This window comes from Rothia aeria, from assembly GCF_016726365.1.
Taxonomy (GTDB): Bacteria; Actinomycetota; Actinomycetes; order Actinomycetales; family Micrococcaceae; genus Rothia; species Rothia aeria.
On record NZ_CP068102.1, the window covers coordinates 1,209,747 to 1,234,801 of the forward strand.

Below are 25,055 nucleotides of genomic sequence, written 5' to 3' on the forward strand. Positions count from 1 at the left end.
TAGGCTTTACCCGTTGTAGGCGAGCGCAAACGGGTACACCGCGCTCGCGCCCGCACGCCGCAGTTCGCGGGCAAGCACCGTGGAGGTCCAGCGCGAATCCACCAGCTCGCTCACCAGCAGCACCGGCACCTGATGCTCATGCAGGTAGTCACGCACCCGGTCTGGCAGCGTGTAACAGCGCAGGGCATCCGCGCACCGAAACGCACTATTGCCGCCGAAAAACCGTGGAGCATCGGTGAGCACGGCCTCTCCCAGGTAGGCTAGTTTCCCCACACCTGCCAGTCCTTCCCCCAGTGAACGCACAAGCTGCGGGCGCACCGGTGAGGGCACGGTCAGCACAGCGACGGGGCGGCCCGTGTCGCCCCAGTCCCAGGCGGCGAGCACATTCACGCACGCCTTACCGAGGGGCGCGGGTGTGGGGGCATCATGCGGGGTGCCCTGGGCGTCGGTTGTGAACAGTTCACGCAGCTGCGCCCCGTACCCCAGATCGCTCAGGCGGGCCAGCGCATACCCTGTGTTTGCCTGCTCATCGGCGGGGATGCGGGTTCCGGCGGGTGCGGTATCCCCCACCAGCTTACTCAGCCCAGAAGCCCACTGTTTACGCGGAGTGATCTCTACCCCTGCTGCGGTGAGGGAGCCGGTGGCGGCGGTGAGCGCCTCCTGCGGGACGGTGCGCGGATACCAGGGTTCGGTGCAGGTATCGCAGGTGCCGCAGGGTTCTGCGGTGTTATCGTCAAGCTCACGGGCGAGAAACACCATACGGCAGGTGGTGGTGTTTTCGTAGGCGAGCATGGCTTTCTGCTCGGCCACTCGGGCGCGTGCCACCGCCTCGTAGCGGGCTGCATCGTACGCCCAGGACGTACCGGTGCTGGCCCACCGCGACTTATTTTTGTGTACGGCCCCTTCAACACTGAGCACTTTAAGCAGCAGCTCCAGGGTGGTGCGGCGCAGCTGCACGCGGGATTCCAGGGCGGGGATTGAGAGCCCCTCAGGTTCTTCAGCGAGGGCGGTGAGCACGGCGTGGGCGTTGGCTTCGTCCGGCATTGAGGCGGTGGCGAAGTATTCCCAGATGGCGGTGTCTTCGGGGCCGGGCAGCAGCAGCACGTCGGCGTTAATGGCCCCGCGGCCGGCGCGCCCTACCTGCTGGTAGTAGCTGACCGCGGAGGAGGGCGCCCCCAGGTGCACCACGAACCCCAAATCGGGTTTGTCGAACCCCATGCCGAGGGCGCTGGTCGCCACGAGGGCTTTCACCTGGTTGTTTTTGAGTGCTTCTTCGGCGGTAATGCGTTCTTCAGCGTCCATACCGCCGGTGTAGGGCAAAACCCGGTACCCGGCGTGAGCCAGTGCGCGGGCGGTGTCTTGCGCCGCCGATACGGTGAGGGTGTAGATAATGCCGGAGCCGGGCAGGGTATTCAGGTGCGCGATGAGCCAACCGATGCGTTCTGCGGGCTCCTTCAGGTGCAGCACCCCCAGCCGGAGGGAGTCGCGGGTGAGGGGGCCGCGTAGGGTGAGTACTTTTTGCGGTTCGGAGCTGTCTGGGTCTGGGGTGCGACCGGTTGGCGGATGCGCGGCAAGCTGCTCTGCGATGTCTGCGCCCACGCGCTCATTGGCGGTTGCGGTGGTGGCGAGCACGGGTATGCGCGGCGGCAGGTCGTCAATGAGCCGACCGATGCGCCGGTAGTCGGGGCGGAAGTCGTGCCCCCAGTCTGAGATGCAGTGCGCCTCGTCCACTACGAGCAGCCCGAGGCGGGGGGCGAGTTGCGGCAGCCATTCGTCGCGGAAGGCGGGGTTGTTGAGCCTTTCGGGGCTGATGAGGAGCACATCGATCTGGTCGGATTCTAGGCGGGTGTGGATGTCGTCCCAGTCGGTCACGTTGGAGGAGTTAAGCATGGCGGCGCGCACCCCGGCGCGTTCTGCGGCGGCTACTTGGTCGCGCATGAGGGCGAGCAGCGGGGAGATAATGAGTGCTGGCCCGGCCCCTTGTTCTCGCAGCAGCAGGGCGGCGATGAAGTAGACGGCGGATTTTCCCCACCCGGTGCGTTGGACGACGAGCACGCGGCGGCGGTGTGCCACGAGCGCTTCGATCGCCTGGTACTGCCCGGTATGGAAGGCGGCGTGTGGGTTGTTGGTGAGCGCAGCTAGGAGGGTGCGGGCGCGCGTGGGCAGAGGCTGCGCCTGTGGGCTCGCAAGGTGGTTACTGTTCACGGTGCCTTCTTGGGGTGCGGGTTCACGGTTGTCTTTCCATCATGTCAGAAAAGGCTTCTATTGTAGTGGTATTGGTGCCCGGTACTGTCTGCTGGGCGCAGGGCAGCATCTTGCTGATGGGCTGGTGCTGGTGCGGGGTTCTGCTTCCAGCACCACCAGTCTTTACCGCTCGGGGGTCAGCTGGTTGGCTGTGTCTGAGGCGGTGCGTATCACGGTGGCGGCAGGACACTGGTTATGTGTTTTCCTGCTCGCTACAGGTAGAATTGGGCACAGTGTTACACAGCTTCCGCATAGTGTGCCGTTACCCGTTCCTCAGGTGCGGGGGTTAGGCTGTTGCTATTGCGCACCGCGCACACTGACTTTTATAGACCTATTTACGTTTCAGGATTGTGATGTCTCTTCTCGCCTCTGCGCTGGTTGCGCATATGCCCGTGGCGCTTCTCGGTTTTAATCTTGAGGATATTCTTATTAGCACCGGCCCGTGGGTGCTGGTGGTCTCGGCGATCATCGTGTTTATTGAGTCCGGCGTGCTGTTCCCGGTTTTGCCGGGTGATTCGCTTATTTTTGCTCTCGGCATGCTGCATGACCGTATGGGGCTTTCGCTGTGGCTGGCGTTCCCGGTGCTGATTGTTGCCGCCGTCGCTGGCGGCGAGGTGGGGTACCAGTTGGGCGCCCGTTACGGACGTAACCTGTTCAAGGATGACGCGAAGTTTTTGAGCACTAAGAACCTGCACGCGGCTGAGGAGTTTTTCGCTAAGCGCGGCGGGGTGGCGCTGGTGTTGGGGCGTTTCGTGCCGATTGTGCGCACGTTCGTGTCGCTGGCGGCCGGTATTTCTTCGTACCCGCGCCGTAAGTTTAATCTGTGGAATATTCTGGGTGCGGTACTGTGGATCGGCTTGATCGGGACCGCTGGGGTGCTGCTGGGCGGTATCGAGTTTGTGCACAAGAACATTGAGCTTCTGGCCGTGATTATTGTGCTGGTCTCGGTGGTTCCGGTGGCTATTGAGTACATACGTGGCCGTAAGAAAGAGCAGAAGGCTCTGAGCGAATAGTTTTCGCTGCTGCTGTACTTGCGGCGGTCCCTATTGGGAATTACTTTCTCGTTATTTCCTCAGTGGGGGGCCGCGCGCAGATGTAAGGCCACTGATGATAGCGACTACCCGGCTGACGTTCTTCCTAGCGGCCACATCCGATGCGGCCGCCGAACGCGTGCTGAATAGGGTACGGCGAGAACTCACGGAGCTGAACCTGACTGTCACCGCGCGGGATAAGAATATTTTTGAAATTCAGCAACCCATACACAGCTGGGAGCACCACGTGTATGGGCTTCTTAAACTGTGCGGTCATCTGGGCCGTCAGTGGGTGCTCACCGGCGATATAGGCCACCTTTTTGATGCCTTTTCCAGCCACTCAGCGGTTGCGGGTGTGGAGGCGGTACACCTCACCTGCGATAACCCGCAGGCGTACAAGCACTAGTTGAGCTTAGGGCCCTCGTTCTTGTCACTCTCATGACGGCTGTTCTGCTGGCTGTACGCCTCATAGTGGTTAGGCGCTGCCGCAGCAGGGGCAGAAAACCCGGGTGCGGTGGGCTGCTGCGGAGCGTATGCCTGAACCTGCTGGGTGAGCGCCACACTGTTCTGGTAGTTACGCCATGCGCCCCAGTCGGCAGTGAATTTGCTGGGCTCAGATTTGAACACGCTGCAGGTAATCATGATGCACAGCACCAGTTTTATCAGCATCAGCAGTACCGCTGCTATGAAGGCAGCAACAGCCAGGGGGTTCTCGGATGCTACCCTAAATACATTGTCTTTATCTGCGTCAGAGATGAGCGTCCACGCCACAAGAATCGCCACTGTAGCCAATGCTACCTGCATAAGCAGGAAAAGCCCCTGCACAATAGCGAGCACTCCGGCTGTGATCCGCGCCGCCGTATACCCTTTCTTATAGAACGTGGCGACCACAATCGCCACTGTAATCGACACCGCAGTTATCAGCATATTAACGACGAGCGGCGCCCCGCGTGATATTACTTCCCCCACCCGGTCACCATCGTTTTGGTAGCCGGGCAGAAAATCCACGATCAGGCCCACTACCAGACACCCGACATAGATATAGATAAGGCGCACACCGAAGTTCACCTTCTTATTGCTCTGCGGCGGTTCATCCGGCACAGGCATGTGAAACTGCTGCTGCCCGATCGGTGCCCCATAATACCCGGAAGACCCGGGGGGCTGAGCATAACTCGGCAGCTGCTGTTGAGGCTGACCGGAAGGCGGCGGGTACTGGCTCATGGTGTATTCCTTCACGGGGTAAATGTAGTGACTGTCGTCTCCACCCTACCAAAAATACCGCCGCGCTAAGGGGAAATAACGCCCCATATGCATAAACCAGATACCGCAGCCACCGTGAGAGCAGGGTCGAAGACACCCCACCTAGCTGCCGCCCCGCCAGGTATTAGAAGTGCGCTGGCGGTATTTGAACGTACATGCTGGGGTTCTTCTGGTAGGCACGCCACATGCCCCAGTTCGTAGTAAATGCCGCCGCCTGCGGCTTGAACATGTACACGGCGATAATGATGCACAGCAGCAGCCCCACCAAGTACAGTACCGCCGAAGCCACCACAAAAATGGTGGCGTAACGGTACGCTTCAATGTACCCGGGGTCTGCCGAATCTGACGCCCGCGAAAGCGCCGCAAAAAGCTCGAACACGCCAATGAGGGTCAGCAGGCCAAGGAGGAGGTTATTCATGGCACCAAGTATGGCCAGCACCGCCGCAGTAATACGCGCCCACGTGTACCCCCGCGAGTAGAACACTCCCACCAGAATATTGGTGGCCACCAGCACGAGGGTGATGACCGCGTACAAAACGGCAATCTTCCCAATCGTGACGTCCATGGCTGCGGCGCCGTGCTGGGCGTACACTGTAGTGCTGGTGGGGATCGTGTCACGGTAGAAACTCACCACGCCGTGCACCACTATGAGTACAGCATGCGCATAGATGAGTTTTATGCCCAGCCGCACCTGGGCGGAAGGCCGCGAAGGCTCAGTGGGCAGGTGCTCATAAACCTGATGCGTCTCGTAATGTTCCGGTGTCCCGTGCGGGCCTAGAGCACTTAAATCGGCAGCACCGTGGGGCGCTGCGCCCCTGTGGTGCTGAGCCTGGGGGTGAGGATTCTGCGGGTTGGGAAAGTCGTGGCTCATGACTCTCTCCTTATGAACGTGCTACAGGTTCTCTCCCTACCACCGTACCAAACCCTGCCTCTTGGGCCAGGCAGGTACCTGCCGCCAAGATGTGCGCAGCCAGCATCCGCAGTGCTTCTCTTAAGCACCGAAAAAGCTGCGAAGCTCCTTCCGCCGGTTACCGGCAGAAGACTCGGCGCTTGCTAGTACCGCATCTGCTGCGACCCGTAGATAGCGCGCTCGGTGGCGCTCCTGCGGTAGGTGCGCCATGCTGCGTACTGTGCGGTGTACTCAGAGGCTTCTTTCTTCAGCAGGAAAATGGCGATTGCGACTGCGTTGGCACCGCCCACAGCATTGAAAGCAAAAGTGAAAATAGCAGTGTCCCTAGCCGCCACCACCGCAGAATGCATGTAGTCCGGTACAATGCCGGGGTCAACAGCGGCAAGAAATGGGATAGAGATTAACCCCCACAAGCTTTGCAATGCGGCAAGAATCGCAAGGACAGCGCTCAATATGCGCGCCCATGTGCGCCCAGCACGGTACATGAGAGTGAACAGAACCATCAGGCTGACCTTAACGACCAGCATAATGATGGTTATAGTAATTACCATAGCTGTATAGGTGCCAGTATCAATGGTGACGCCGCTGCTATAACTGTCATAGTTCTGAAGCTCAGCCAGATGCTCATACCTGTTGGTGGCGAACGAGATAACTACCTCAAGAGCGGTGCTTAGAACTGTTATCCCTATGTAGATGTACAGGAGCATCAGCCCAATATTAACGGTCTTATTGCGCTCCGGTTTTTCGGTCACCACCTGCTGGTACCCGTAAACATTCTGCGGCGCGTACTGTTGATATTCCGATGGCTGGGGAGGGTGCTGTTCCAAAAGTTTTCCTTTTCACTCGTGCACAACGGCAGCAGGGGATTCTCTTCTCATTATGTCAGCTGCACCCCTGCATATCACCCTATGCTTGTGCACACCGCCATAGCCCCACACGTGGGCGCCCTGTGCATGAGGGCGGCGCCCACGTGTGAGCATATTACACACCTGTATAGTGAGATTATTGCTGAGGATACTGAAGCGGCTGGTTCGGGTGCTGCTGCCCGTACTGCTGGATATACCCCTGCTGCGGAGGCATTGGCTGCTGCGGCTGCACAGGAAACTGCGGGGCTGCTTGCCCAGCTTGGGCCTGGCGGTACAAAGCAGTCTCTTTATAGTACTGAAGGGTACCCGGAAGCCACAGCAAAACAATGGCAATAACGCTGAACACCGTAGAAACAATCGTCAGCAGAATAACCATATTTACCGTGCCGGAATATTTGGGAGCGAGCATGTCTATCGCTTCTTTAGCCTTTATCGCATCAGGCAGGTAGGCTAAATTCACGGCGATTGCAAGCGCCGATAATATTGTCTGGACAATAGAGCCCGAACGCCTCCCCAGATACACCTGGCAACCGCATGCTATGTAAAAAATTGTGAATAGAAGAGAGCGCCAGCTTGATGCGTCAAGAGAATCTATAGACGCAGCAAGGAAGAAGTCCACAATTCGCAGCGCAACCAAGATCAGTATGGCCGCAAGAGCCAGCATAACGGTAATACCAGGACGCGGCTTCTGCGCAGCTGCAGGGTAGCCTTGATCCAGTCTGCCGTGCGGTGGTTTGTGGTAGGGTGCGGGTGCCGGGGTCTGCGGCACCCCCTGGAAGTTCCCGTATTGATCGCTCATGTATTTTCTCCTTGGTTGGGCATACCGCACAAAGTCACAACGGGCGGTACGTTCTTCTTTACTTTACCACCAGAGAGATTCTAAACACATGAATATTAACGTTATTGTTTGAAATAGTTTTAAATCTTTACGTATCTTTAGCTATCTCAGCTTGAGCAGCCTGCGCCTGCATCAGAAGGTCGCACTGTTCCTCCAGCTCACGCAGCCGGTGACGCAGCCGCCAGGCACTACGGGCATCGGTGTAAGCGCGGCTGGCCCTGCTCCACAGCAGCGCAAGCGCGATAACGCTCATCACCAGGTACGGCATCCCGGCGTACACGGGCAGGTACAGCGGGGACGAAGACCCCAGCAAATAATCCACCTGCTCAGACGAGGCACCGTTAAGCTGAGACATGAGCACACCCACGATGAGCACCATCGACAGGGCACACAGCATACCGAGCAGCTCAAGAACCGTAAGCACCAGAGCAGCCCAGCGGTGACCCTGCAGGTACTTCAGCAGAAGAAACATGTGCATGCCCGTGATAAACATAATGCCCAGCCCGGTCACCAGTGCCGGGTAATACTGCTGGATCTGCTCCATGGCCTTCGCCTGACTCTCGGAGAGAGCATTAATGGGGTACTGCACTGTGAAAAGAATATTGCAGGCCAGCACCTGCCACATCACCACCTGGCAGGCGATGAGTGCTGCAGCAAGGTACACGGGGATCAGCGGTGCCGGGCGCTGCGCGGGAAGTAAAGCGTAGACTCGTTCAAGACCTCCACCGCTGGGGTTCACCGGCTGCTGAGCCGGTTGCGTATTCGGCACCGCTCCACTCCTTAAGGTTTCTGTATACCCTGACTGTTAGTTAGGGTACCAATTCGATGTCTACTATCGATACTTTTATTGCCTAACAACACGAAATTTCCCCGCCCATCGGTTATCCGACGGGCGGGGAAAGTAAGACGCTACGCTATTTCGCGCATACTAGCCGTTCTCAGGCTTACCCTGCGACTGGTTGTTCTGCGCAGAGGTCTGCCCAGGCTGCTGGGGCTGTGACTGGTTGGTGTCACCGCTCTTCTGCTCCTGTTGGGAACCGGGCTGCTGCGGATTCTGCGGCTGCTGGTAGCCGTACCCTTGGAACTGACCCTGTTGAGGGCGTGCCTGGTACTGGTACGGCTGCTGGTAGTAACCAGCCTGCGCCTGGGCCTGCTGCTGGTACTGCTGCGGCTGCTGATACCCTTGGTACTGCCCCTGCTGGCCATACTGCTGCTGGGGCTGTGCCGCCGAAGCATAGCCTTGCTGATGCTGCGCACCCTGCTGACCCGCCGGGTAGCCCTGCATATTCTGCTGAGGCTGTGCAGCAGCGTACCCCTGCTGCTGGTAACCGGCAGGATAGCCGCTCTGCGAAGGCTGCTGCGGCTGCCCTTGAGAAGACTGCCCCTGAGCAGCTTGAGGCTGCGAACTCTGGCTCTGAGCGTTCTGCGACGGCTGGGCCGAACCCTGGTTCTGAGCCTGCGGCTGGTACTGTCCCTGCGAAGAACCCGCTGACTGCCGGGGAGCGGCGTGCGGCTGGGTAATGGAGTTATAAGCGTCATAGGAGCTCTGGCTCAGCGGTACGGTCGCATCCGAGTCAGCATCCAGAGCAGATACTGAGTCCTTCTGTGGCTGCTGCGGCTGGGACTGCTGCGACTGCGAAGAACTCTGGGAAGACTCAGAGCTCTGCGAAGATGAGGAGCCCTGGGAGAGCAGCGGCACCTGAGAAGTCTCCGGCTCCGGATCCAACGGCTGATCCTCACCCTGGCTCTGCTGCGCCGATGAGGAGGAAGACGACTCGGCAGCAGCCTGCGGCTTGGACGGGTTCTTATCCTGCGGCTGGGACGAAGAGGACGACTGCTGAGGAGAGGTGTACGCCTCATACGATTTCTGGCTCAGCGGGACGGTCGCGTCCGGATCGTCCTGAGCGGCAGCTGACTGGGCTGAAGCGGCGGGTGAGGACGAAGCTGACTGCGCCTGCTGAGCCTGATACTGCTGGTAAGAAGTCTGCGGCTTCTGGTACCCCGAGTACTGTCCCTGCTGGCCATACTGCTGCTGGGACTGCGCCTGGGAAGCGTACCCCTGCGACTGGGTGTTTTGAGAAGAGGAACTCTGAGCATTCTGAGACTGCCCGGAGGAACCCTGCCCATAACCGCCAGCGTACCCGCTCTGCGAAGAAGACTGGGACGACTGAGCACCCTGACCCTGCGGCTGGTACTGCCCCTGCGAAGACTGGGAAGATGATGACTGCTGACCGTACTGCTGGGCCCCCTGAGAAGGTGCCTGGTAGCGGTTCTGCTGCTGACCGTACTGCTGTGAAGCCTGGTTAGACTGCTGCGCCGACGACGCTGCACCCGACTGGCCATACTGCTGCTGCGCGGTGCCCTGCTGAGCAGCAAAACCTTGCTGCTGAGCGGAACTCTGTTGGCTCTGTGCACCCGCATTTTGGTTTTGCCCCTGCGCGCCCTGCGGCGAAGAAGCCTGGCCCTGCTGACCGTACTGGGCACCCGGCTGGTTGGGGTAACCCGGCTGAGGCTGTGCCGCGTTCTGAGCTTGCGCAGCGTTTTGGGCCTGGGCCTTCTGTGCCGCGCCCTGGGCGAAGAACTCGCTAGAACCAGAAACCCACAGCATCGCAATTACCGCGATGTTCGCCAAAACAATGAGCACCGCAACACCCAGGCTGCCGTATGCCACGGCCATATAACCATCAGGGAGCAACCCCTCATTCGAGGCGTTGCTGACCTCACCGATCTTCATGAACGCCATGATGAGGCTCACCAAGCTCCCGCCCGCGATAATACCCGAGAGCACGCTCAACCCGATCCGAATCAGCGGGTTAGCGGTACGGAGCATCACGGCCATAGCAACGAGGCCGCCCAAAGCCACAATATTCAGAAGGAGCGAAACAATGAACATTGATGAAGCAGACATCGTATTGAGCACAACACCCAAAATAATGTCTACCAGCACCAGGGCAGCCGCAACAAACCCAAACGTGCGTGCCATTTTCACGCTGCCGGGCATTGACGGCGGCGGTGCCGTCGGGGAAGCCGAAGCGCCGGGAGAAGCATTGTAAGCTGAGGCTGCGAACTGGCCCTGCTGGTTCTGCTGCTGCCCAGACCCCTGCTGAGACTGCTGGTAGCCCTGCTGCTGGTTCCCCGCATACGAAGGCTGAGACTGCTGGTACGGCTTATTAGTGTTATTGGCGCCCGCACCGGATGCGTACGCGTTATACCCCTGGCCCTGCTGTTGGGGCTGGCCAGAACCCGGCTGGGGCTGCTGCCCCTGGTTCCCCTGCGACATGAAGGAACTTAGCGGCACTGTCGGCTGGTCGGCGTACGGGGAGTACCCACTATTTGCGCCCTGGTTCCCCTGCTGCTGTTGCTGCTGGTACTGGGGCTGGCTCCCATACTGAGATGGTTGCTGCCCATACTGGCCCCGGTTCCCATACTGCTGGGAGCCAGAGCCCTGGCCGTACTGTTCGCTCATCGGTGTTGTTCTCCTTAGCCCCGGTTTCTCGGTGCTTTTCGCGGTGTGTGGGATCTGTCCGATCCCGACGTGGTTCTTATAGAGTACAGAATACGTCTCACATCCTATAGATGATTACCTTTTCACTCTAACAGAGTGCGGCTACAGAACAAGAGACATCCGAAAATACGGATTCATGCACTATGTTGTGTTCAATACTATATAACTTGAGAGATTCCCGAGCACGCATCTACCGCCCGTGTGTATTAAGGTAGTCCATGAGCGGCGCCTGCTGGGTGAGCATCATGCGCAGGCTCCCGAAACGGTAGAGGGTTACCGATAACAGGATCACCTCAAGAAGCCACAGCACGGCCAAGACACACAGTATCAGCATGGGGTCCATTCCCAGCGAAATACCCCTCCAGTCAAGCACTAAAAGCATCAGCGTAATGGGCGCCAGCAGCAGCCCCACCCCCACAAAACTAATCATTGAGAAAACACCCCACGCAATATATACGGAGGCATCAGAGTTATTGCGGGGCGGGCGTATCAGGGGCCATACCTGCACCACGGCATAAAGCACGGCAAGCACCCCAAAGGCCATTGCCATCTCACGCGTGTACTGGGCAATAATTGAGGTTTCAATCAGGGCGATCACGGCCAGCACCAGCAGGCGCACACACAGGGTGTTCCGTAACCCCCGCTGCCCGCGGGCAAGCGCCTGCGGGGACACGTTCGGCAGCGCCGCAGGGTACTGCGCCACAGGCATAACGGGCACCACCGGTATGACCGGCACCATCGGAATATACTGCGGCGGCCCTGGATGCTGCACATACGGTTGCTGTGGCGGCGGCGCCTGGTGCGGCGGGATCGGCGCTGGCAGCTGCGGCAACGGTGGCGGGGTCGTCAGACGCACCGGCGCCTGATAGCGGGTAGGTGCCTGATTCTGATCCCCCGTTACGGCAGGCCCCTCCAGCTCACCGTTTACCGTGCTGTCAGGGTGCCCGTGCGGCGGCAGCGGCCTCGTGGCGTCCGTCGGGGGCTGGGTACCGTCCGCAGGAAGCACCCGGGTTGCCTCAGCCTCAACGTCCTCAAGGCTCGTATCGGCGGGAAGAACACGGGTAGGTTCCAGCTCGTCACGTTCACCAGACTGCGGATCATCCAGCAGCGGAGGCATCGGGCGGGTTGCATCCAGCTCAGCGGATTCACTGCCCGGCTCCTCGTCCCCCTTACGCTCGGCGGTGTCGGCGCTTGGGTGGGTGCCCCATGGGACCGTCACCTCGGCAGCGTCCGCATCGGCCGGGACGTTAGGTTCCCGAAGCTCAGCAGCATACTCGGGGGTTAACGGCACGGTCGCATCGGTCTGCTCATCGTGGGAATACTCAGTAGAATGCACAGGGGCGGAGGCTGAGGAGTCCTGAACCTCATCATTATGGGAATGCGGGTTTTCGCTCACCCTCGCCCCTTTCGTATAGCATCCTCACACGGCGCTAGGCCGTCGTATGCTCATTACCCTACCACGGGCAGTATCCTTAACGTGGCACTATTGCGGCCACACACAGCAACCTTTGAGGCGCGGCACAGCCCCGAGTTCACGTCCCCTGAACAACCGAATCTACGCAGCCGACGCTTCAGCCATAATGCTCAGCCTGCGCCCGCTGCGGCGGGCATAAAATAACGAAAAGACGGTCTCAATAGGCAGCTCTATAAGAATCCACACCACTGTCAAAGGCACCAGCAGCGGCGAACTCCACAGGTAGTTAAGAACAACCTGCGTGGCGGAAGGAGACAGCAGCAGAGCCCCCACCGGAGCCATGGGGACAAGAGCGGCAATAATACTAAAATAGTTCGCCACCATAATGATCTTGGGCGAACGCCCCTTATGGTACGCCCACGCACACCAGCTTTGACCCACCAGGTACGCTAACGGAATAGCAGCAATAATGGGCACAGCCAAACGGATGGCCTGCCACGCCATGATTAGGGCCGGGCCAGCTAACAGTACCACCCGGAACACGTACAGCCCCTCATCAAGTGAGGTACGCCCGGGGTTTCCCTGTGGCGGGGTTATTCTTGGCGGGTTCTCAGCCATGGTCCTCCCTACCGGTGCCTCATCGGTGCGGCGGTTTAACCCTCAAAAATTCCGCGGGCCCGGTCTTTGCGCACACTCGCGGCGGGAAAAATACGTCCGCTCATACTAATGTACACGCCAGGCGGCAGCAGGTTCACGGCAGACAGTGCCGCACCCAGGTTAAAACCGGCATCCGAACGGGCCATAACGGCTGGCTGCATAGCCCCGGTAAGCACCACGGTTTTCTGCCCCACATCCGCATGCTCCGCAAGGTAACGGGCGGTTTCGCTCATCGTGTCGGTGCCGTGGGTAATGATCACCTGCTCACCACGGACCGCGTTGAGGGCGGCGGCAAGTTCCGCGCGGTCTGCGTCCGTCATATCCAGGCTGTCTTTACCGATAAGCGGGCGGATCTCGAACTTAATATCAGTAATCACCCGATCCAGAAGGTCCTGGGCCGCCGGTGCACCAATATCGAGGGTACCCGCAACTGAATAAAATTTATCGATCGTGCCGCCAGTGGCCAGAATAGTCACTTTTTCGGGGTTTCTGATGCTGCTCACAAGGCTCTCCTGCCGGTGCGTCGTAGTCGGGTAGGGCTGAAGCCATTATAAAGAACCTGAATGGCAAGATCTGCGCTCTACACATACACCCTACGCATTCACACAACAGCCGCACAACAGCGAAGTTCCTTCCCGATGGGCCGCCATAAAAAGGCGATAATACCAACGCACAAAATCAACCTGGGGTCTGACCACACAAGATTTAAGATTTCCATTGGTTTCTAGCCCTTCCCACCATATTTTGCGCTAAAAAGTTTTCGGGAGTGCGAGGAAGTTTCCCCAGCAGTATCTGTGGTTCGGCCTGCGGAATATTTTTCCATTAGAGTTCCTTTCCGGCCTTTCAAAAGATCTAGTAGCTTGTAGTGTGTTGGGGGCAGCTGAACAAAATTCAACACTCACGCTTACAAGAAGAGCGAGAAAAATATGCGTTCAAGCAACAGTGCCTTTCCCAAGCGTTTTTGAAGTTTTCCGTAGGGGCTATCTGCTTCAAGCCGGAAAACTTCAGTAACAGGAACTTGCAGTTCTTCTCGCTGCGTGAAGGTTGCCGTATGTGGAGGTTGAGCATCACAAAAATTTTCCTTTCTACCTGTTTTTAGACGGGTGGGGAGGCGCGAGTGTGTCTGCCCCACCCGCGGGATTTTCGGAGAATGTTGTGAATACCCCTGATGGGGGTCTCATAAGTAATCCGCTTTTGGAGGCGAAAAACGCAACAAAAACAGCAAAAAAGTTTTTGCCGCCCCCTAAAAAGAACTCGTCTAGGTTTGGCACTAGCTGTATTACTAAACACATAAATAAAAAGATGCCTCAGAACTGGCAATAGCCATTAGTCCTGAGGCCCGCCCGAGCGGCTTCTCCATTCGTGCACCCAACCGGATGATCTGCTCTGGTACCTATCGCGACGTTTTATCTGTTCTGTAACCGTAGTGTTCGCATGCACATTTTGTCAAAGGTTCCTCGCTATGGCGCAAGTCTATGAACATGACAGAAAGACCGAGGACATTATCAACTGTGTGTTGGGTGAGCCTGCGGGCAACGGCTATTGCCAGCATGAAGCCGCCTACTCCCTCCTATGTTGGAGGAAAGAACAAGAAAAAAGTCGCCCCTATCAGTTTCATACCGAAAGGGGCGACCTGCCAGACTATCTCTGGTGAAGAGTGCGCCCTGTGGGGCTCGAACCCACGACCTGCGGATTAAAAGTCCGTAGCTCTACCAACTGAGCTAAAGGCGCTCCAGTACAACTATACACTACACACAGACGAACCCTAAACACGGCCCCGGGTGAGGTTTTCAGTCAGCGAAGACCCTGTTCGCACGGTGGCTGCGGCGTTAGACTGAGGAACCTATGGTTCCTTCAACACCCCGCAGCTATCATCGGCCCGTATTGGCTTCTCACGAAATTTTTGAGCGCCAGGCCGGTGGTGAAAACCCTGCCGCCCAGCATGAGGCGGCGTACGCCTCAGCGCGCGTCTTACTGGCCCGTGGGCGCGCCAACACAGACCCGCAGGTGGCCCAACGCCTCGTGGACTTCACCGACGAGTACGGCCTTGAAACGTTAGCGCTCATGTGGGCCTCAGCCCCCGCCCAGTCATTGCCGGGGGCGCTGTGGCGCATGTACTCGCTACGGGATGCGGTGCACCGTGACGCACCAGCGGTTAGCCGCGCCTTCGCCAAAGGGCTCGAGGACGACTACCGTTCACACGTGCTCGCGGGCGTGCCCGACCCGCCCAGCGCCTGGGAGGTAGTGGCCACAGCAGACAGTATCCTAGCGGGGGTGTACGAAGGTGAGGTTGATATAGCCCTGGAGCGTTTCGCCGCGTTCGCGCGGGTGGTGGCGCTCGGTTTACAGGCCGAGTACGCCGCAGGTGACATAGCCCGTGCCGCCGGAGTGCATGTGCCGCTCGCCCCCAGCCATGAGGTGCGCCGCGAGGGCGTGAACCGCATGTTAAGCATCCCCGAACGAGTGCGCAGGCTGGGGCAAATCGCTGAAGATTTAGAAGCTGTGGCCCTGCTGTGGCGTCAACATGGGGGACTTGAAGGATTTTAATATTTTTCGGGTCGTGCACGCTGATTTTTCGGTGCTAGCAGCATAAAAAGGTAAGACTTCCCGATGCGCCGCAAACCGGTGTTGGGCATTGACAGGCCCCCGCACGGGCGGGATAATGATTACAAGATGTCGGGTTGCTAATAGGTAGCCCCGGGCTCCAAATCATTTGCCGCTTCGAGCGGCCTTCCGCCGAGAGGCGCTCCCAACCCGACATCCCATACGTATCGAAGAGGTCAGCGGATTCGTTGGCCTCTTCTTTTGCACCCACACCCAGCCACCGAAGTTCACAACAGAGATAGAATCGGTATATGCTTCAACGCCTCTTCCCGCAAGAAAACAGTTCATTGCAGTCACTGGCGCAGATTTCGGCGCAGGTTGCGGGCGCGGCGGCGCTCCTTTCGGAAATGGTCGGCACCCCCACCAGCGACTACCCTGACCTATTCGAGCGGATGCTCGCCCACGAGGCCAGCTGCACCGAACTATTTTTTATGACCCTCACCTCTGTGCGCAGCTCGTTCGCCACCCCTTTACCGCGTGAAGACCTGTACACGCTCGCCCGTAAACTCACCAGTGCGGTGGAGGAGCTCACCAGTGCCGCGCACATCCTCTATCTACACCGTATTGACGGGTTCGCCACGCACAGCACCGCCATTCTCGACATTATTCAGCGGCAGGCGGTACTCACCGAAGCGGTGATCCCTAAACTTATTGACGTCAGGGGGCTGGACACCTACTGGATGGACATGCTGCGCATATCCCGCCAAGCGGTGCGCACCGCCGAAGAGTACGACGCGCAGCTGGCCGCCCGCTACCCTATGGAACGGTACCGCCGCTACACCAAGTTCATTACGCGCCTCAGCGCCGCCGCGAACGCTATGCGCGACGTCTCAGCCGAAATTGGGCGCATTATTGTGCAGGAGTCCTAGCTCGTGCCTACCCTGCTGTATCTGCTGTGCGTGGCGGCGTTTTGTGCCGCGATCTTTGTCACCGGTGTGCATAATGCCTCGAATGCGATCGCGGTGCCGGTACGTACCCGTGCCATGACACCCGTGGCGGCGCTGGTGGTGAGTGCGCTTTTTAACGGTGCTGGGGTCATCCTCGCGTATATGCTGATAAAAGAATATGAGGCGTCGTGGCTTGTTGTCCCAGGAGGAACACCCACCCTCCTTGGTATCGTGTGCGCCCTAACCACCACAGCGGCGTGGGGCACTATCACTTGGGCGATGCGCATGCCCTCCTCCGCAACCCACGCGCTCATTGGTGCGCTCGCCGGGGTGGCCTGGTACGCCCACACCGACGGGTTCGAAAACTACGGGTTTGTGCACACCATCTTCACCACCGCCCTTGCCCCGCTACTGCTGCTGCCGCCGCTGACGTTCCTGCTCTCCTGGGTGCTCGTATTCCCGTTCTACCGGCTGGCGTTACGCACCGCACCGCACCGGGTCAATAGTACCTCCCGCGAAGTTCTCGCCGTCTCAACTGCTGGCATCTCGCTATTACACGGGCTGCAGGTCGGCCAGCGCTACCTGCTGCTTCTGCTGCTTTCCGGGGTGCTCGCCCCGTTCACATCCGCAGTCAGTTTCGATAAAGCCCCGGCAACTCTCATGATCGTATGCGCCGTCTTGGTAGCTGCCATTCTCGCGGCGGGTACCCTGACCGGCGGGTGGCGAATCGGGTATACCTTCACCCACCGTATGGTGCGCCTTGACCCGCTCCGCGGGGCTATCGCCCAGGGAACAACCGCAGCGGTGCTCGCGGCAGGGCAGTTCGTGCTGCAGCTGCCGTTCTCTTCCTCGCATCTGGCGGTCGCCTCAGCACTCGGAGCGGGGGTGAACCAGCGGCACGCATCCGTCAGCGCCCGCGTGGTGCGGCAAATCCTGCTCACCTGGGTGATTACTTTTCCCGCCTGTTTCCTGCTGGCGGTGGCTCTGATGAGCGTCACCGGATTATTCTTCGAGTGAAAACCAGCGGATTTGCCGCCCAACCAACAGCTTTAAAACTGTGCGTAGCAAAAAGCCCGTACAATAATTAGGTACGCCTCAACCATGCCGTGCGCATGTGCGCCTTACGGCCTCACTTTCCGGGAGAATGGGAGAATAATGACGCCCACTGTCGCCATTATTGTGCGCACCAAAAACCGACCACAATTTCTGACCCGCGCCCTAGCCAATATTGCGGAGCAAACCTACCAGGACTACGCCGTGTACGTGGTCAACGACGGTGGTGACAGGGCCGAGGCGGAACGCATTGTTACCGCAAGCCCGGTGGCCGATAAAACCACGCTCCTGCACACCGACGGCATCGGCATGGAAGCCGCTTCCAACCTGGGGGTTCGTGAAAGCGAATCAACCTACGTGACCGTGCACGATGACGACGACTTGTGGGCCCCCAAATTTCTTAAACACACCGTCGCCGCCCTCGATTCGACCGGGGCGAATATGTGCACCGTGCGCATTGTTGAACGGTTCGAACGTGAAACCGACAACGGGTTCCAGGTGCTCAACGAACGTATCTTCCATGAGGGGCTGCCCATTGTTGGGCTGCAGTTTTTATACCGCACCAACCGTGCCGTACCCATTGGCGTGATCTACCGCCGCGACCTGCACACCCGGCTTGGTGGCTACCGGGACGATCTGGCCGTGGTAGGCGACTGGGAATTTAATATGCGCGCCGCCGCAGAAGGCGAAATCATCACGATTGACGAACCGCTGGCGTACTGGTGCCAGCGCCCCGAAGCCACTGGCGCCGCCGCCAATAGTGTGAGCCGTGAAGCTGAGCACCGCTACTACGATTCGAAGGTGCGCGCCGAAGAGATCCGTAAGGATATTGCCTCCGGCTCCTCGGCTGGCCCTTACCTGTACCAGGCGCACCTGGCGAACGAACTAGACGGGCGTATTCTTGAAAACCACAACCTGCTCCGGGACGTGCTGGCAACACTAGGCCGTATCGAGACAACCCAGCGGGAACAGGGCGAACAGCTGAAACGTATTGAGGCCGCCCAGCAGGAGCAGAACGAGCGGCTGCTGCGGGTCGAGCGGGCCTTATCGTGGCGGGAACGGGCCGAACGCATCACCAAATATTTTAAGCGCGGTTAAAAACACCAACAATAAGGTAAGTGCATAATGACTAAGGTTCTGGTGGCTGGCGATATTGGCCAGCCGGTCTACCATGTGGGCGACGAAGCAATGACGGTAGCGTCCGCCACATTTTTTGCCGGACGCGGGGCGCGCATCGTCCTGGCAACCCGCGATGAGGAGCATTCTCGTCAGCTCATTGGCGCTGGGACGGCGGGTGAAGAGTACGAGTACCTGCCGTACCTGCTGTTTCCGTGGGCACCGGCGCAGCGGGAGCAGACCCTAGAGTTACTGGAAGAGTACCTGCGCAGCAGCGTAATGCCCACACTGCCCGAGTTCGCCCCGGATGCCACGAAAATACGGGCTTTCGTTGAGGGGGTCTGCGCGGTAGATGCTGTGGTGATCTCCGGCGGCGGCAACCTCAACTCGCGGTATGGGTGGCTGCTGTACGAGCGGGCGGCTATCGCCCTCGTCGCCGAATACCGTAAGATTCCGCTGTTTATTTCGGGCCAGTCGCTTGGGCCGGTACTTTCGAACACCGATGCCGAGGTGCTTGAACGTATGCTCCGCAGCGCGGTGGCGGTGGCGGTACGTGAGCGCGGCTCATACGCCTGGTGCACCGAACGCGGCATTGAGGCCTTAGCTGGCGCCGACGACGCAACCGACTACGCCCCGCACTCCCCCGAACTTACGCTGGAATACCCCGAGTCAGTGACTGTGCCTGAGCTGCCCCAACGGTACGTGTGCGTCACCATTAATGATGCTGACGACGAGCAGGCCCAGAACCTCGCGGAGCTGCTGGAGTACACCTACCAGGAGCACGGCCTGAGCACCGTGTTCCTCAGCCACATGGGCAACCCCGCCCAGGCAGCCGTTGCGGGTGAGCGCGGGGACTATGAGGTGCATGCGCGCATCGCCGAACAGATGCACACCCCCGCGACCCTAGTACCAATCACGCACGCAGACGCCGCCGTGCGCATCCACCGGGGGGCTGCGCTAACGCTCACCAGCCGCTACCACCCGGCAGTTTTCGGCCTGGCAGTGGGGGTGCCCGTGGTGGCATTGGTACCGGATGCGTTCACCGAAATGCGGCTCACCGGTGTGATGAAACATTACGGTGTGGGTGAGTTCATCACCCCGCTGGAAATGCTCGGCACCGCCATCCCTTCCCTGCTGCTGGATGCGGCGGTGCAGCTGAACGACCCCGAGCTGGGGGCCACCTTCACCGAGCTGCAGGCACCGCGCCGGGCCGAGGTGCTGGGCGCTTTGGCCGAGTGGCGCCAGTACGTGTGGGAGCGTATTAGCGGCAACGACGAGGCACGCGAGCCGCAGAACCTGCCGAAGGTGCACCAGGTGGAGGCGCTGAACGAGCCGCTTCGCGGGGTGAACCGTGCGGCGCGGCGGCTGCTGAGGCGCACCTCTTTAGAGGCCGGAAATGAGTGGGCCTTATCAGATCGTATGCACTCGTGGGAGGACGCCCGCCGCCGCGAGATTGAGGAGAAAGACCGCGAGATAGCCGGGCTGCGTGAGCGCGCTGAGGCTGCCGAGCGTAAGCTGGCTGAGTATCAGGGGTCTCTGCTGAAGCGTATCCTGCGCAGGTAGGTTAGCCCGGCCGAGGGTGGGTGCAGAATGAGACACCCACCCCCTTGTGGGCCTGTACAGCAGGCCGCACGCCGGTACACTAAACATATGGCCGGCATGTATACCTCAGCGAGAAAGCACACCCGCAGCTATTTGAGTGAGGGTGCCCGCCGTGTGCGCACGGGGTTTTTTCAGTCCCTGCAGATTACGATCTCGGGGATTGGTGCGTACTTTTTCTCGTTCTATGTGCTGGGACATCAGGAACCCATTTTCGCTGCGACAGCCGCCATTGTGTCCCTGGGGTATGTGAGCGGGTCCACCCATTCCCGCCGTATTTTGGAGGTGTCGCTGGGGGTCACGTGCGGCATTCTGGTGGGCGAACTGCTGCTGATGGCGTTGGGTCGCGGGCCGTGGCAGGCGGCGGTGGCGCTGTTCCTGTCGGTGCTTCTGGCCCGCTTTATTGATAACGGCATTATTTTTACGATTCAGATGAGCGCCCAGTCGTGCCTGGTGATTTTGCTGCCGCCAACCTCCGATCTGCCGTTTACCCGCAGCCTGGATGGCGTGGTGGGCGGCGTGGCGGCGTTTCTGATGATGTTCCTCATGCCTAAGGACCCCCGCAATAGCCCCCGGGAGCGTGCCGAAGCGCTCATGGGCGCGTTTTCTGACGTGTTTTTTCTGTCTGCAAGCGCGATCCGCGAGTATAACTACGAGAAGGCGTACCAGAGTTTACGGGACGCCCGCCAGCTGCAGCCGCTCTACGATGCGTGCCGCAACGACCTGGTGACGGCGCGTGGCATGGCTCAGCTCTCGTGGGTGGGTAAGAAGAGCCGGGCTGAACTTGACCGGCTGGCGCAGACCCTCAACGCCGTTGATTTAGCGATCCGTAACGACCGCGTGTTTAACCGGCGTATGGCCTCAACGATTGCACACGTGCAGCTGCGCCCAGCCGCCCTGGAGTCGTTAGCGGCGGCCTTGGAGTCGTTGGCGCTTGCCACCCAGAGCGTGGGGTTGGGCATGTATTCGGGTACCGAGCAGGAGCGGGCGCATTATATGCAGGTTGCGCGTGAACGTCTGGTGGATCTCGCTGGCACCTTGGAGCCGAGGCAGATGGGTGTGGCCTCATTTGAGGGTGAGTCGCTGGTGCTCATGCTGCGCTTGATGACGGTGGATATGCTTGAAGCCACCGGCCTGGGGCACGAGCAGGCATCCGCAGCACTGGTGAAGCTGGGTGAAGCCGTCACGGAGCACGCACCGCGCACCTCCGAAATTCCAATCGTGCAGGCTAATAGCAACCAAGATGAGCAGGAAGATTTGCGGAGCCGCACGATCAACATTATCTTGCATGATCAGGAGCTTGAGAAGCACCCCGAGTAGCCTCACCGGAAGACAATCAGGCGGCGGCTGCGCGCATCGCTAGGATGATGTGCGTCCCCGTGCCGCAGGAGGCAGCGGTGTGTGGTGTTTGGCGAGTTCCGCCAGGCTTTCGGCTTCCTCCTGCGTGAATGTGCATGCCAAGAATCCTTGTATATCGGGGTCGGTCTTCATGACATCGGTTAATCGCATCCCTAAAACTGTGTTGATGAGCATACCTTTTGCCAAGAACTTTTCGGTTGCTTTAGGGCTCATCCCTACTTCGTGGTGCAGTACTCGGTATATACGCATAAATTCGTCGCGAGCGAGCTGACCAAACCGCTCATGATGCCCCATCGTGAAGAGATGCATCATGGTCAGCAGAATTCCCCGGTCAGCTACAAGTTTTACGTAGGCATGCCCCATCTCCCTCAAGAGTTCCTGAGGGCTTTCTACGCCTTGAGCGACTGTGCGAAACACGTCAATAGTTTTATCAACAGCACGGCTGGCTGTTTCTGCGAAAAGATTTTCTTTAGAGCCGAAGGTGCGCACAATATACGCTTGGCTTACTCCAGCCGCTTTGGCAACGGCATCTGTGGTAGCTCCGGTGTAGCCGCGCTCACCAAAAACAATACTGGCTGCGTTTAGCATCTGTTCACGACGCTCGGCGGCGGGGAGTCGTTGCCCAGGTGCAGGTTTTTTCTCAGCCATATTGACATGTTATCACCCGATAACCTAGCTTTAAGTAATCAATTGATTACTTAAAGCTAGACGAAACGGACCTTCCCATGAAACAGACCCAACAGGCAGAAAAACCCCGCACCCATCCCGCATGGCTCATCATCATCTCGCTGTCCATTCCTATGTTTATGGCTTCCCTCGATAACCTCGTCGTCACCAATGCTCTTCCAGTCATTCGGGCAGATCTGGGAGCCACACTGGAAGAGCTCACCTGGACAGTAAACGCCTACACCCTGACCTTTGCATCCTGCATTCTCATGTCCTCGGCACTGGCCGACCGGTTTGGACGCCGCAGCGTCTTCCTACTTGGAGTCTTTATATTTACTGCCTCCTCTGCGTGGTGCGGTATCAGCGATAATATCGGCGCCCTCATCACGGCCCGTACTCTTCAAGGAATCGGCGGCTCTGCCGTTATGCCTCTTTCCCTTGCATTGCTGAGCACTTCCGTACCCGAGCGGCTACGTGCTACTGCTATTGGTATTTGGGGAGGAGTCGCTGGACTCGGTGTAGCACTCGGCCCCCTTATCGGTGGTGCCGTAGTAGAAGGCATGAACTGGCACGCAATTTTCTGGATTAACGTACCATTCGGGTTGCTCTGTATCCCCCTGGTATGGACCACGATCCCGGAATCCCGCGGTCGCCCCGAACCGCTTGATTTTCCTGGGCTGGCCCTCGTGGGGATAGGGCTGTTCGGCATAACTTACGGCATCGTGCGCGGCAATGATGCCGGATGGACTAGCCTAGAAGTCCTCACCGCCCTAATCGGTGGAGTACTCATCCTAGTCTCTTTCATCTGGTGGGAATCACGCGCCGCCGCACCGCTGCTTCCGCTGCGTCTCTTTAGCAACCGAAGTTTTAGTATGGCGAATATTGTGGGGTTCCTCTTTTTCTTCGGTATCTTTGGGGTTGTTTTTATCTTGATTCAGTTCTTGCAGGTGGTCCAAGGGGCAAGCCCACTTGAAGCCGGGCTGATGACCATGCCATGGACTCTTGCGCCCCTCGTTGTTTCACCGCTTACAGGACTGCTGACATCCAGGATCGGCACGCGCCCGGTGATTGCGGTCGGCATGGCACTCATGAGTATTGGGCTGTTCTGGAGCGGTGCAATCCTCGATCCCAGTGTTGAATACATCCATTTTGTGCCTCCCTTCATGGCTGCCGGTGTGGGTATGGGCATGGTTTTTGCTCCCATCGCCACCGCAACCCTGCAAGGCATGGCACCTGAAGACAGGGCAACCGCCTCGGGAACTAATATGACCGTGCGGCAAATAGGAATCGCGCTGGGGATTGCCACTCTCACCGCAATTTTTACGGCCCTTGACGGCACCCTTACGCCCACAGGGTTTACGGAGGCAGCTTCCCCAGCCATTTTGACCGGTGCGGCAGTAATGATGCTGGGAACTTTTGCTGCCTTTTTCCTCCCCAAGCATGTGCGTGTGCGTGCGGAGGAGAAAGTGCAGAGCTAACTGCCTAGTCTGCGCGAACAGATAATATTTCGGCGAGCAGACAACGAATTGCTGTCTGCTCGCCGAAATATTATCTGCTCGCGGTTCACGTCACGATGTGCGGCAGTTATTTATCCTGCGGGAAGAGCAGGTTCAGCGCCTCGCCTAAGGTGGCGACCTCGCGCACGGTCACCCCATCGGGCACCTGCCCCACGCCCGTTGGGGATGCGGGCACCAGCACATGCGTGAACCCCAGCCTGCCAACCTCGGCAATACGCTGGCGAATACCCGGCACGGCACGCACCTCCCCGGCCAGGCCGACCTCGCCAAACACCGCGAGTTTACGCGGCAGAGGCTTATTCTGCGCGGCCGATGCCAGCGCCATCACGCACGCCAGATCGGCGGCAGGCTCGGCGATTTTAGCGCCTCCCACTGTGGAAACATAGCAGTCGAGTTTGCCCACGTTCAGCCCGGCACGGCGCTGCAAAACCGCCAAAAGCATCTGGATGCGCGCCGAATCCAACCCCGCCACCGTGCGCCTGGGCGCGGGTGCCACCGCCTGATCCAAGAGCGCCTGAACTTCGGCAAGGAGCGGGCGGCGCCCCTCCATCGTCACGGTCACGCAGGTTCCCGCCACCGGATGCGGCGTGCGCGAAACAAACATGCCGGACGGGTCGAGCACGGGCGCAATCCCGTCCTCGTGCATATCGAAGCAACCGACCTCGTCGGTGGGCCCGTACCGGTTTTTGATAGCGCGCAGCATACGAATATTGGAGTGTTTATCGCCCTCGAACTGGCACACCACATCGACCAGGTGTTCCAGCAGTCGCGGCCCGGCGATCGTGCCTTCTTTGGTCACATGCCCCACCAGCAGGGTGCACATATTGCGTGCTTTCGCGGCGGCAATCAGCGATGCGGCAACCTCCCTCACCTGCGTAACACCCCCGGCGCTGCCCTCAACATCTGCGGACGCAAGGGTCTGCACCGAGTCGATCACCAACAACGCCGGGTCTACCTGCTCAATATGCGCCAGCGCGGTCCCCAGGTCGGTTTCGCTCGTTAAGTACAGGGTGTCGGCAACGGCGTGGATGCGGTCCGCACGCAGCTTAACCTGCGCGGCGGATTCCTCACCGGTCACATACAGCACGTCGCGGGTTTTCGCGCGGGCACGCTCAGCGGCGGGGGTTCGCGGGGTGTATCCGCGCGCGAAGGTGGCGGCAACATCCAGCAGCAGGGTAGATTTGCCCACACCGGGTTCGCCAGCCATCAGAATCACGGCACCAGGCACCAGTCCCCCGCCAAGTACCCGGTCGAATTCGGGGTTGCCGGTGCTCATATAGGCGGCGACGGTCGAGTCTACCTCGCCGATCACCTGCGCCGGTTTCTGCACGCTGGATGCGGTACGGGTGCGCGCCACGGTACCCCCGGCGGATTCCTCAACAGACCCCCAGGTTTGGCACTCACCGCATCGACCCACCCATTTGGCGGTAGTCCAGCCGCATTCGGTACAGCGGTAGGCGGGGGTTCCTTTAGTGGTTTTTGTGCGTGCAGCCATGGTTTTTATTGTACGGGCGACCCTGACGGTTTAA

Annotated in this window: 21 protein-coding genes and 1 tRNA gene; 9 read left to right on the forward strand and 13 right to left on the reverse strand. The window is 59.2% G+C overall.

Features of this window, described 5'->3' with window-relative positions:
• Positions 1-6 precede the first annotated feature (6 nt).
• Positions 7-2,205, reverse strand: a complete 2,199-nt coding sequence (locus I6I94_RS05020; RefSeq protein ID WP_201620960.1) for a RecQ family ATP-dependent DNA helicase — start codon at positions 2,203-2,205, stop codon at positions 7-9.
• Positions 2,206-2,597: 392 nt separating this feature from the next.
• Between I6I94_RS05020 and I6I94_RS05025 the strand changes: the two genes are divergently transcribed.
• Both I6I94_RS05025 and I6I94_RS05030 read left to right on the forward strand, forming a co-directional pair.
• Positions 2,598-3,257 carry a DedA family protein gene (locus tag I6I94_RS05025; RefSeq protein ID WP_006888429.1) on the forward strand — a complete coding sequence of 220 codons (660 nt, stop codon included), beginning with the start codon at positions 2,598-2,600 and terminating at the stop codon, positions 3,255-3,257.
• A 94-nt stretch (positions 3,258-3,351) separates the two neighbouring features.
• Positions 3,352-3,681 carry a hypothetical protein gene (locus I6I94_RS05030; RefSeq protein WP_128087390.1) on the forward strand — a complete coding sequence of 110 codons (330 nt, stop codon included), beginning with the start codon at positions 3,352-3,354 and terminating at the stop codon, positions 3,679-3,681.
• On the opposite strand, the gene I6I94_RS05035 is transcribed toward I6I94_RS05030, so the two are convergent.
• The 10 genes from I6I94_RS05035 to I6I94_RS05080 all read right to left on the reverse strand — a co-directional run bounded on the left by I6I94_RS05035 (position 3,678) and on the right by I6I94_RS05080 (position 14,456).
• Positions 3,678-4,511 (reverse strand): hypothetical protein, encoded by an 834-nt coding sequence (locus I6I94_RS05035; protein ID WP_201620961.1) that lies wholly within the window; start codon positions 4,509-4,511, stop codon positions 3,678-3,680. The genes I6I94_RS05030 and I6I94_RS05035 overlap by 4 nt on opposite strands.
• Before the next feature lie 148 nt (positions 4,512-4,659).
• Positions 4,660-5,406, reverse strand: a complete 747-nt coding sequence (locus I6I94_RS05040; RefSeq protein WP_201620962.1) for a hypothetical protein — start codon at positions 5,404-5,406, stop codon at positions 4,660-4,662.
• A gap of 182 nt (positions 5,407-5,588) precedes the next feature.
• Complete coding sequence (locus I6I94_RS05045) at positions 5,589-6,272, reverse strand: hypothetical protein (RefSeq protein ID WP_128087386.1); 684 nt, start codon at positions 6,270-6,272, stop codon at positions 5,589-5,591.
• Positions 6,273-6,447: 175 nt separating this feature from the next.
• The gene (locus I6I94_RS05050) at positions 6,448-7,110 is read right to left on the reverse strand and encodes a hypothetical protein (protein ID WP_201620963.1); all 663 of its coding nucleotides are present in this window, start codon (positions 7,108-7,110) and stop codon (positions 6,448-6,450) included.
• 127 nt (positions 7,111-7,237) lie between these two features.
• Positions 7,238-7,918, reverse strand: coding sequence for a hypothetical protein (locus I6I94_RS05055; RefSeq protein WP_094758583.1), 681 nt, complete (start codon positions 7,916-7,918; stop codon positions 7,238-7,240).
• A gap of 159 nt (positions 7,919-8,077) precedes the next feature.
• The gene (locus tag I6I94_RS05060; RefSeq protein WP_128087384.1) at positions 8,078-10,615 is read right to left on the reverse strand and encodes an APC family permease; all 2,538 of its coding nucleotides are present in this window, start codon (positions 10,613-10,615) and stop codon (positions 8,078-8,080) included.
• A gap of 229 nt (positions 10,616-10,844) precedes the next feature.
• Complete coding sequence (locus tag I6I94_RS05065; RefSeq protein WP_201620964.1) at positions 10,845-12,050, reverse strand: zinc metalloprotease; 1,206 nt, start codon at positions 12,048-12,050, stop codon at positions 10,845-10,847.
• A gap of 159 nt (positions 12,051-12,209) precedes the next feature.
• Positions 12,210-12,686, reverse strand: coding sequence for a hypothetical protein (locus I6I94_RS05070; RefSeq protein ID WP_023133564.1), 477 nt, complete (start codon positions 12,684-12,686; stop codon positions 12,210-12,212).
• A gap of 35 nt (positions 12,687-12,721) precedes the next feature.
• Positions 12,722-13,228 carry an asparaginase domain-containing protein gene (locus tag I6I94_RS05075; protein WP_126926736.1) on the reverse strand — a complete coding sequence of 169 codons (507 nt, stop codon included), beginning with the start codon at positions 13,226-13,228 and terminating at the stop codon, positions 12,722-12,724.
• Positions 13,229-14,383: 1,155 nt separating this feature from the next.
• Positions 14,384-14,456, reverse strand: a tRNA-Lys gene (locus I6I94_RS05080).
• A gap of 114 nt (positions 14,457-14,570) precedes the next feature.
• Here I6I94_RS05080 and I6I94_RS05085 point away from each other — a divergent pair.
• The 6 genes from I6I94_RS05085 (at position 14,571) to I6I94_RS05110 (ending at position 21,304) form a co-directional block, all read left to right on the forward strand.
• Complete coding sequence (locus I6I94_RS05085) at positions 14,571-15,272, forward strand: histone acetyltransferase (protein ID WP_128087380.1); 702 nt, start codon at positions 14,571-14,573, stop codon at positions 15,270-15,272.
• 308 nt (positions 15,273-15,580) lie between these two features.
• Entirely contained in the window at positions 15,581-16,198 is a 618-nt protein-coding gene (locus I6I94_RS05090; RefSeq protein WP_006888432.1) for a DUF47 domain-containing protein, read from the forward strand.
• 3 nt (positions 16,199-16,201) lie between these two features.
• Positions 16,202-17,233, forward strand: a complete 1,032-nt coding sequence (locus I6I94_RS05095) for an inorganic phosphate transporter (protein ID WP_006888595.1) — start codon at positions 16,202-16,204, stop codon at positions 17,231-17,233.
• A 138-nt stretch (positions 17,234-17,371) separates the two neighbouring features.
• Positions 17,372-18,367, forward strand: a complete 996-nt coding sequence (locus tag I6I94_RS05100) for a glycosyltransferase family 2 protein (RefSeq protein WP_128087379.1) — start codon at positions 17,372-17,374, stop codon at positions 18,365-18,367.
• 27 nt (positions 18,368-18,394) lie between these two features.
• The gene (locus I6I94_RS05105) at positions 18,395-19,948 is read left to right on the forward strand and encodes a polysaccharide pyruvyl transferase family protein (RefSeq protein ID WP_201620965.1); all 1,554 of its coding nucleotides are present in this window, start codon (positions 18,395-18,397) and stop codon (positions 19,946-19,948) included.
• Positions 19,949-20,035: 87 nt separating this feature from the next.
• Positions 20,036-21,304 carry an FUSC family protein gene (locus I6I94_RS05110; protein ID WP_037233044.1) on the forward strand — a complete coding sequence of 423 codons (1,269 nt, stop codon included), beginning with the start codon at positions 20,036-20,038 and terminating at the stop codon, positions 21,302-21,304.
• 39 nt (positions 21,305-21,343) lie between these two features.
• Here I6I94_RS05110 and I6I94_RS05115 read toward each other — a convergent pair whose 3' ends face one another.
• Positions 21,344-21,991 (reverse strand): TetR/AcrR family transcriptional regulator, encoded by a 648-nt coding sequence (locus I6I94_RS05115; RefSeq protein ID WP_128087376.1) that lies wholly within the window; start codon positions 21,989-21,991, stop codon positions 21,344-21,346.
• Positions 21,992-22,068: 77 nt separating this feature from the next.
• Here I6I94_RS05115 and I6I94_RS05120 point away from each other — a divergent pair, with 77 nt between their 5' ends.
• Complete coding sequence (locus tag I6I94_RS05120; RefSeq protein WP_201620966.1) at positions 22,069-23,487, forward strand: DHA2 family efflux MFS transporter permease subunit; 1,419 nt, start codon at positions 22,069-22,071, stop codon at positions 23,485-23,487.
• Positions 23,488-23,593: 106 nt separating this feature from the next.
• Here I6I94_RS05120 and radA read toward each other — a convergent pair whose 3' ends face one another.
• A complete protein-coding gene (gene radA / locus I6I94_RS05125) occupies positions 23,594-25,021 on the reverse strand; it encodes a DNA repair protein RadA (protein WP_201620967.1) in 1,428 nt (475 codons plus the stop codon).
• Positions 25,022-25,055: the final 34 nt, after the last annotated feature.

Excerpts from the sequence above, each read along its gene's own strand:
- radA (WP_201620967.1), bottom strand. The coding sequence starts at position 25,021 with ATGGCTGCACGCACAAAAACCACTAAAGGAACCCCCGCCTACCGCTGT.
- I6I94_RS05070 (WP_023133564.1), bottom strand. The coding sequence starts at position 12,686 with ATGGCTGAGAACCCGCCAAGAATAACCCCGCCACAGGGAAACCCCGGG.
- I6I94_RS05120 (WP_201620966.1), top strand. The coding sequence starts at position 22,069 with ATGAAACAGACCCAACAGGCAGAAAAACCCCGCACCCATCCCGCATGG.
- I6I94_RS05110 (WP_037233044.1), top strand. The coding sequence starts at position 20,036 with ATGGCCGGCATGTATACCTCAGCGAGAAAGCACACCCGCAGCTATTTG.
- I6I94_RS05115 (WP_128087376.1), bottom strand. The coding sequence starts at position 21,991 with ATGGCTGAGAAAAAACCTGCACCTGGGCAACGACTCCCCGCCGCCGAG.
- I6I94_RS05030 (WP_128087390.1), top strand. The coding sequence starts at position 3,352 with ATGATAGCGACTACCCGGCTGACGTTCTTCCTAGCGGCCACATCCGAT.
- I6I94_RS05025 (WP_006888429.1), top strand. The coding sequence starts at position 2,598 with ATGTCTCTTCTCGCCTCTGCGCTGGTTGCGCATATGCCCGTGGCGCTT.
- I6I94_RS05040 (WP_201620962.1), bottom strand. The coding sequence starts at position 5,406 with ATGAGCCACGACTTTCCCAACCCGCAGAATCCTCACCCCCAGGCTCAG.
- I6I94_RS05100 (WP_128087379.1), top strand. The coding sequence starts at position 17,372 with ATGACGCCCACTGTCGCCATTATTGTGCGCACCAAAAACCGACCACAA.
- I6I94_RS05090 (WP_006888432.1), top strand. The coding sequence starts at position 15,581 with ATGCTTCAACGCCTCTTCCCGCAAGAAAACAGTTCATTGCAGTCACTG.
- I6I94_RS05105 (WP_201620965.1), top strand. The coding sequence starts at position 18,395 with ATGACTAAGGTTCTGGTGGCTGGCGATATTGGCCAGCCGGTCTACCAT.
- I6I94_RS05085 (WP_128087380.1), top strand. The coding sequence starts at position 14,571 with ATGGTTCCTTCAACACCCCGCAGCTATCATCGGCCCGTATTGGCTTCT.
- I6I94_RS05060 (WP_128087384.1), bottom strand. The coding sequence starts at position 10,615 with ATGAGCGAACAGTACGGCCAGGGCTCTGGCTCCCAGCAGTATGGGAAC.
- I6I94_RS05050 (WP_201620963.1), bottom strand. The coding sequence starts at position 7,110 with ATGAGCGATCAATACGGGAACTTCCAGGGGGTGCCGCAGACCCCGGCA.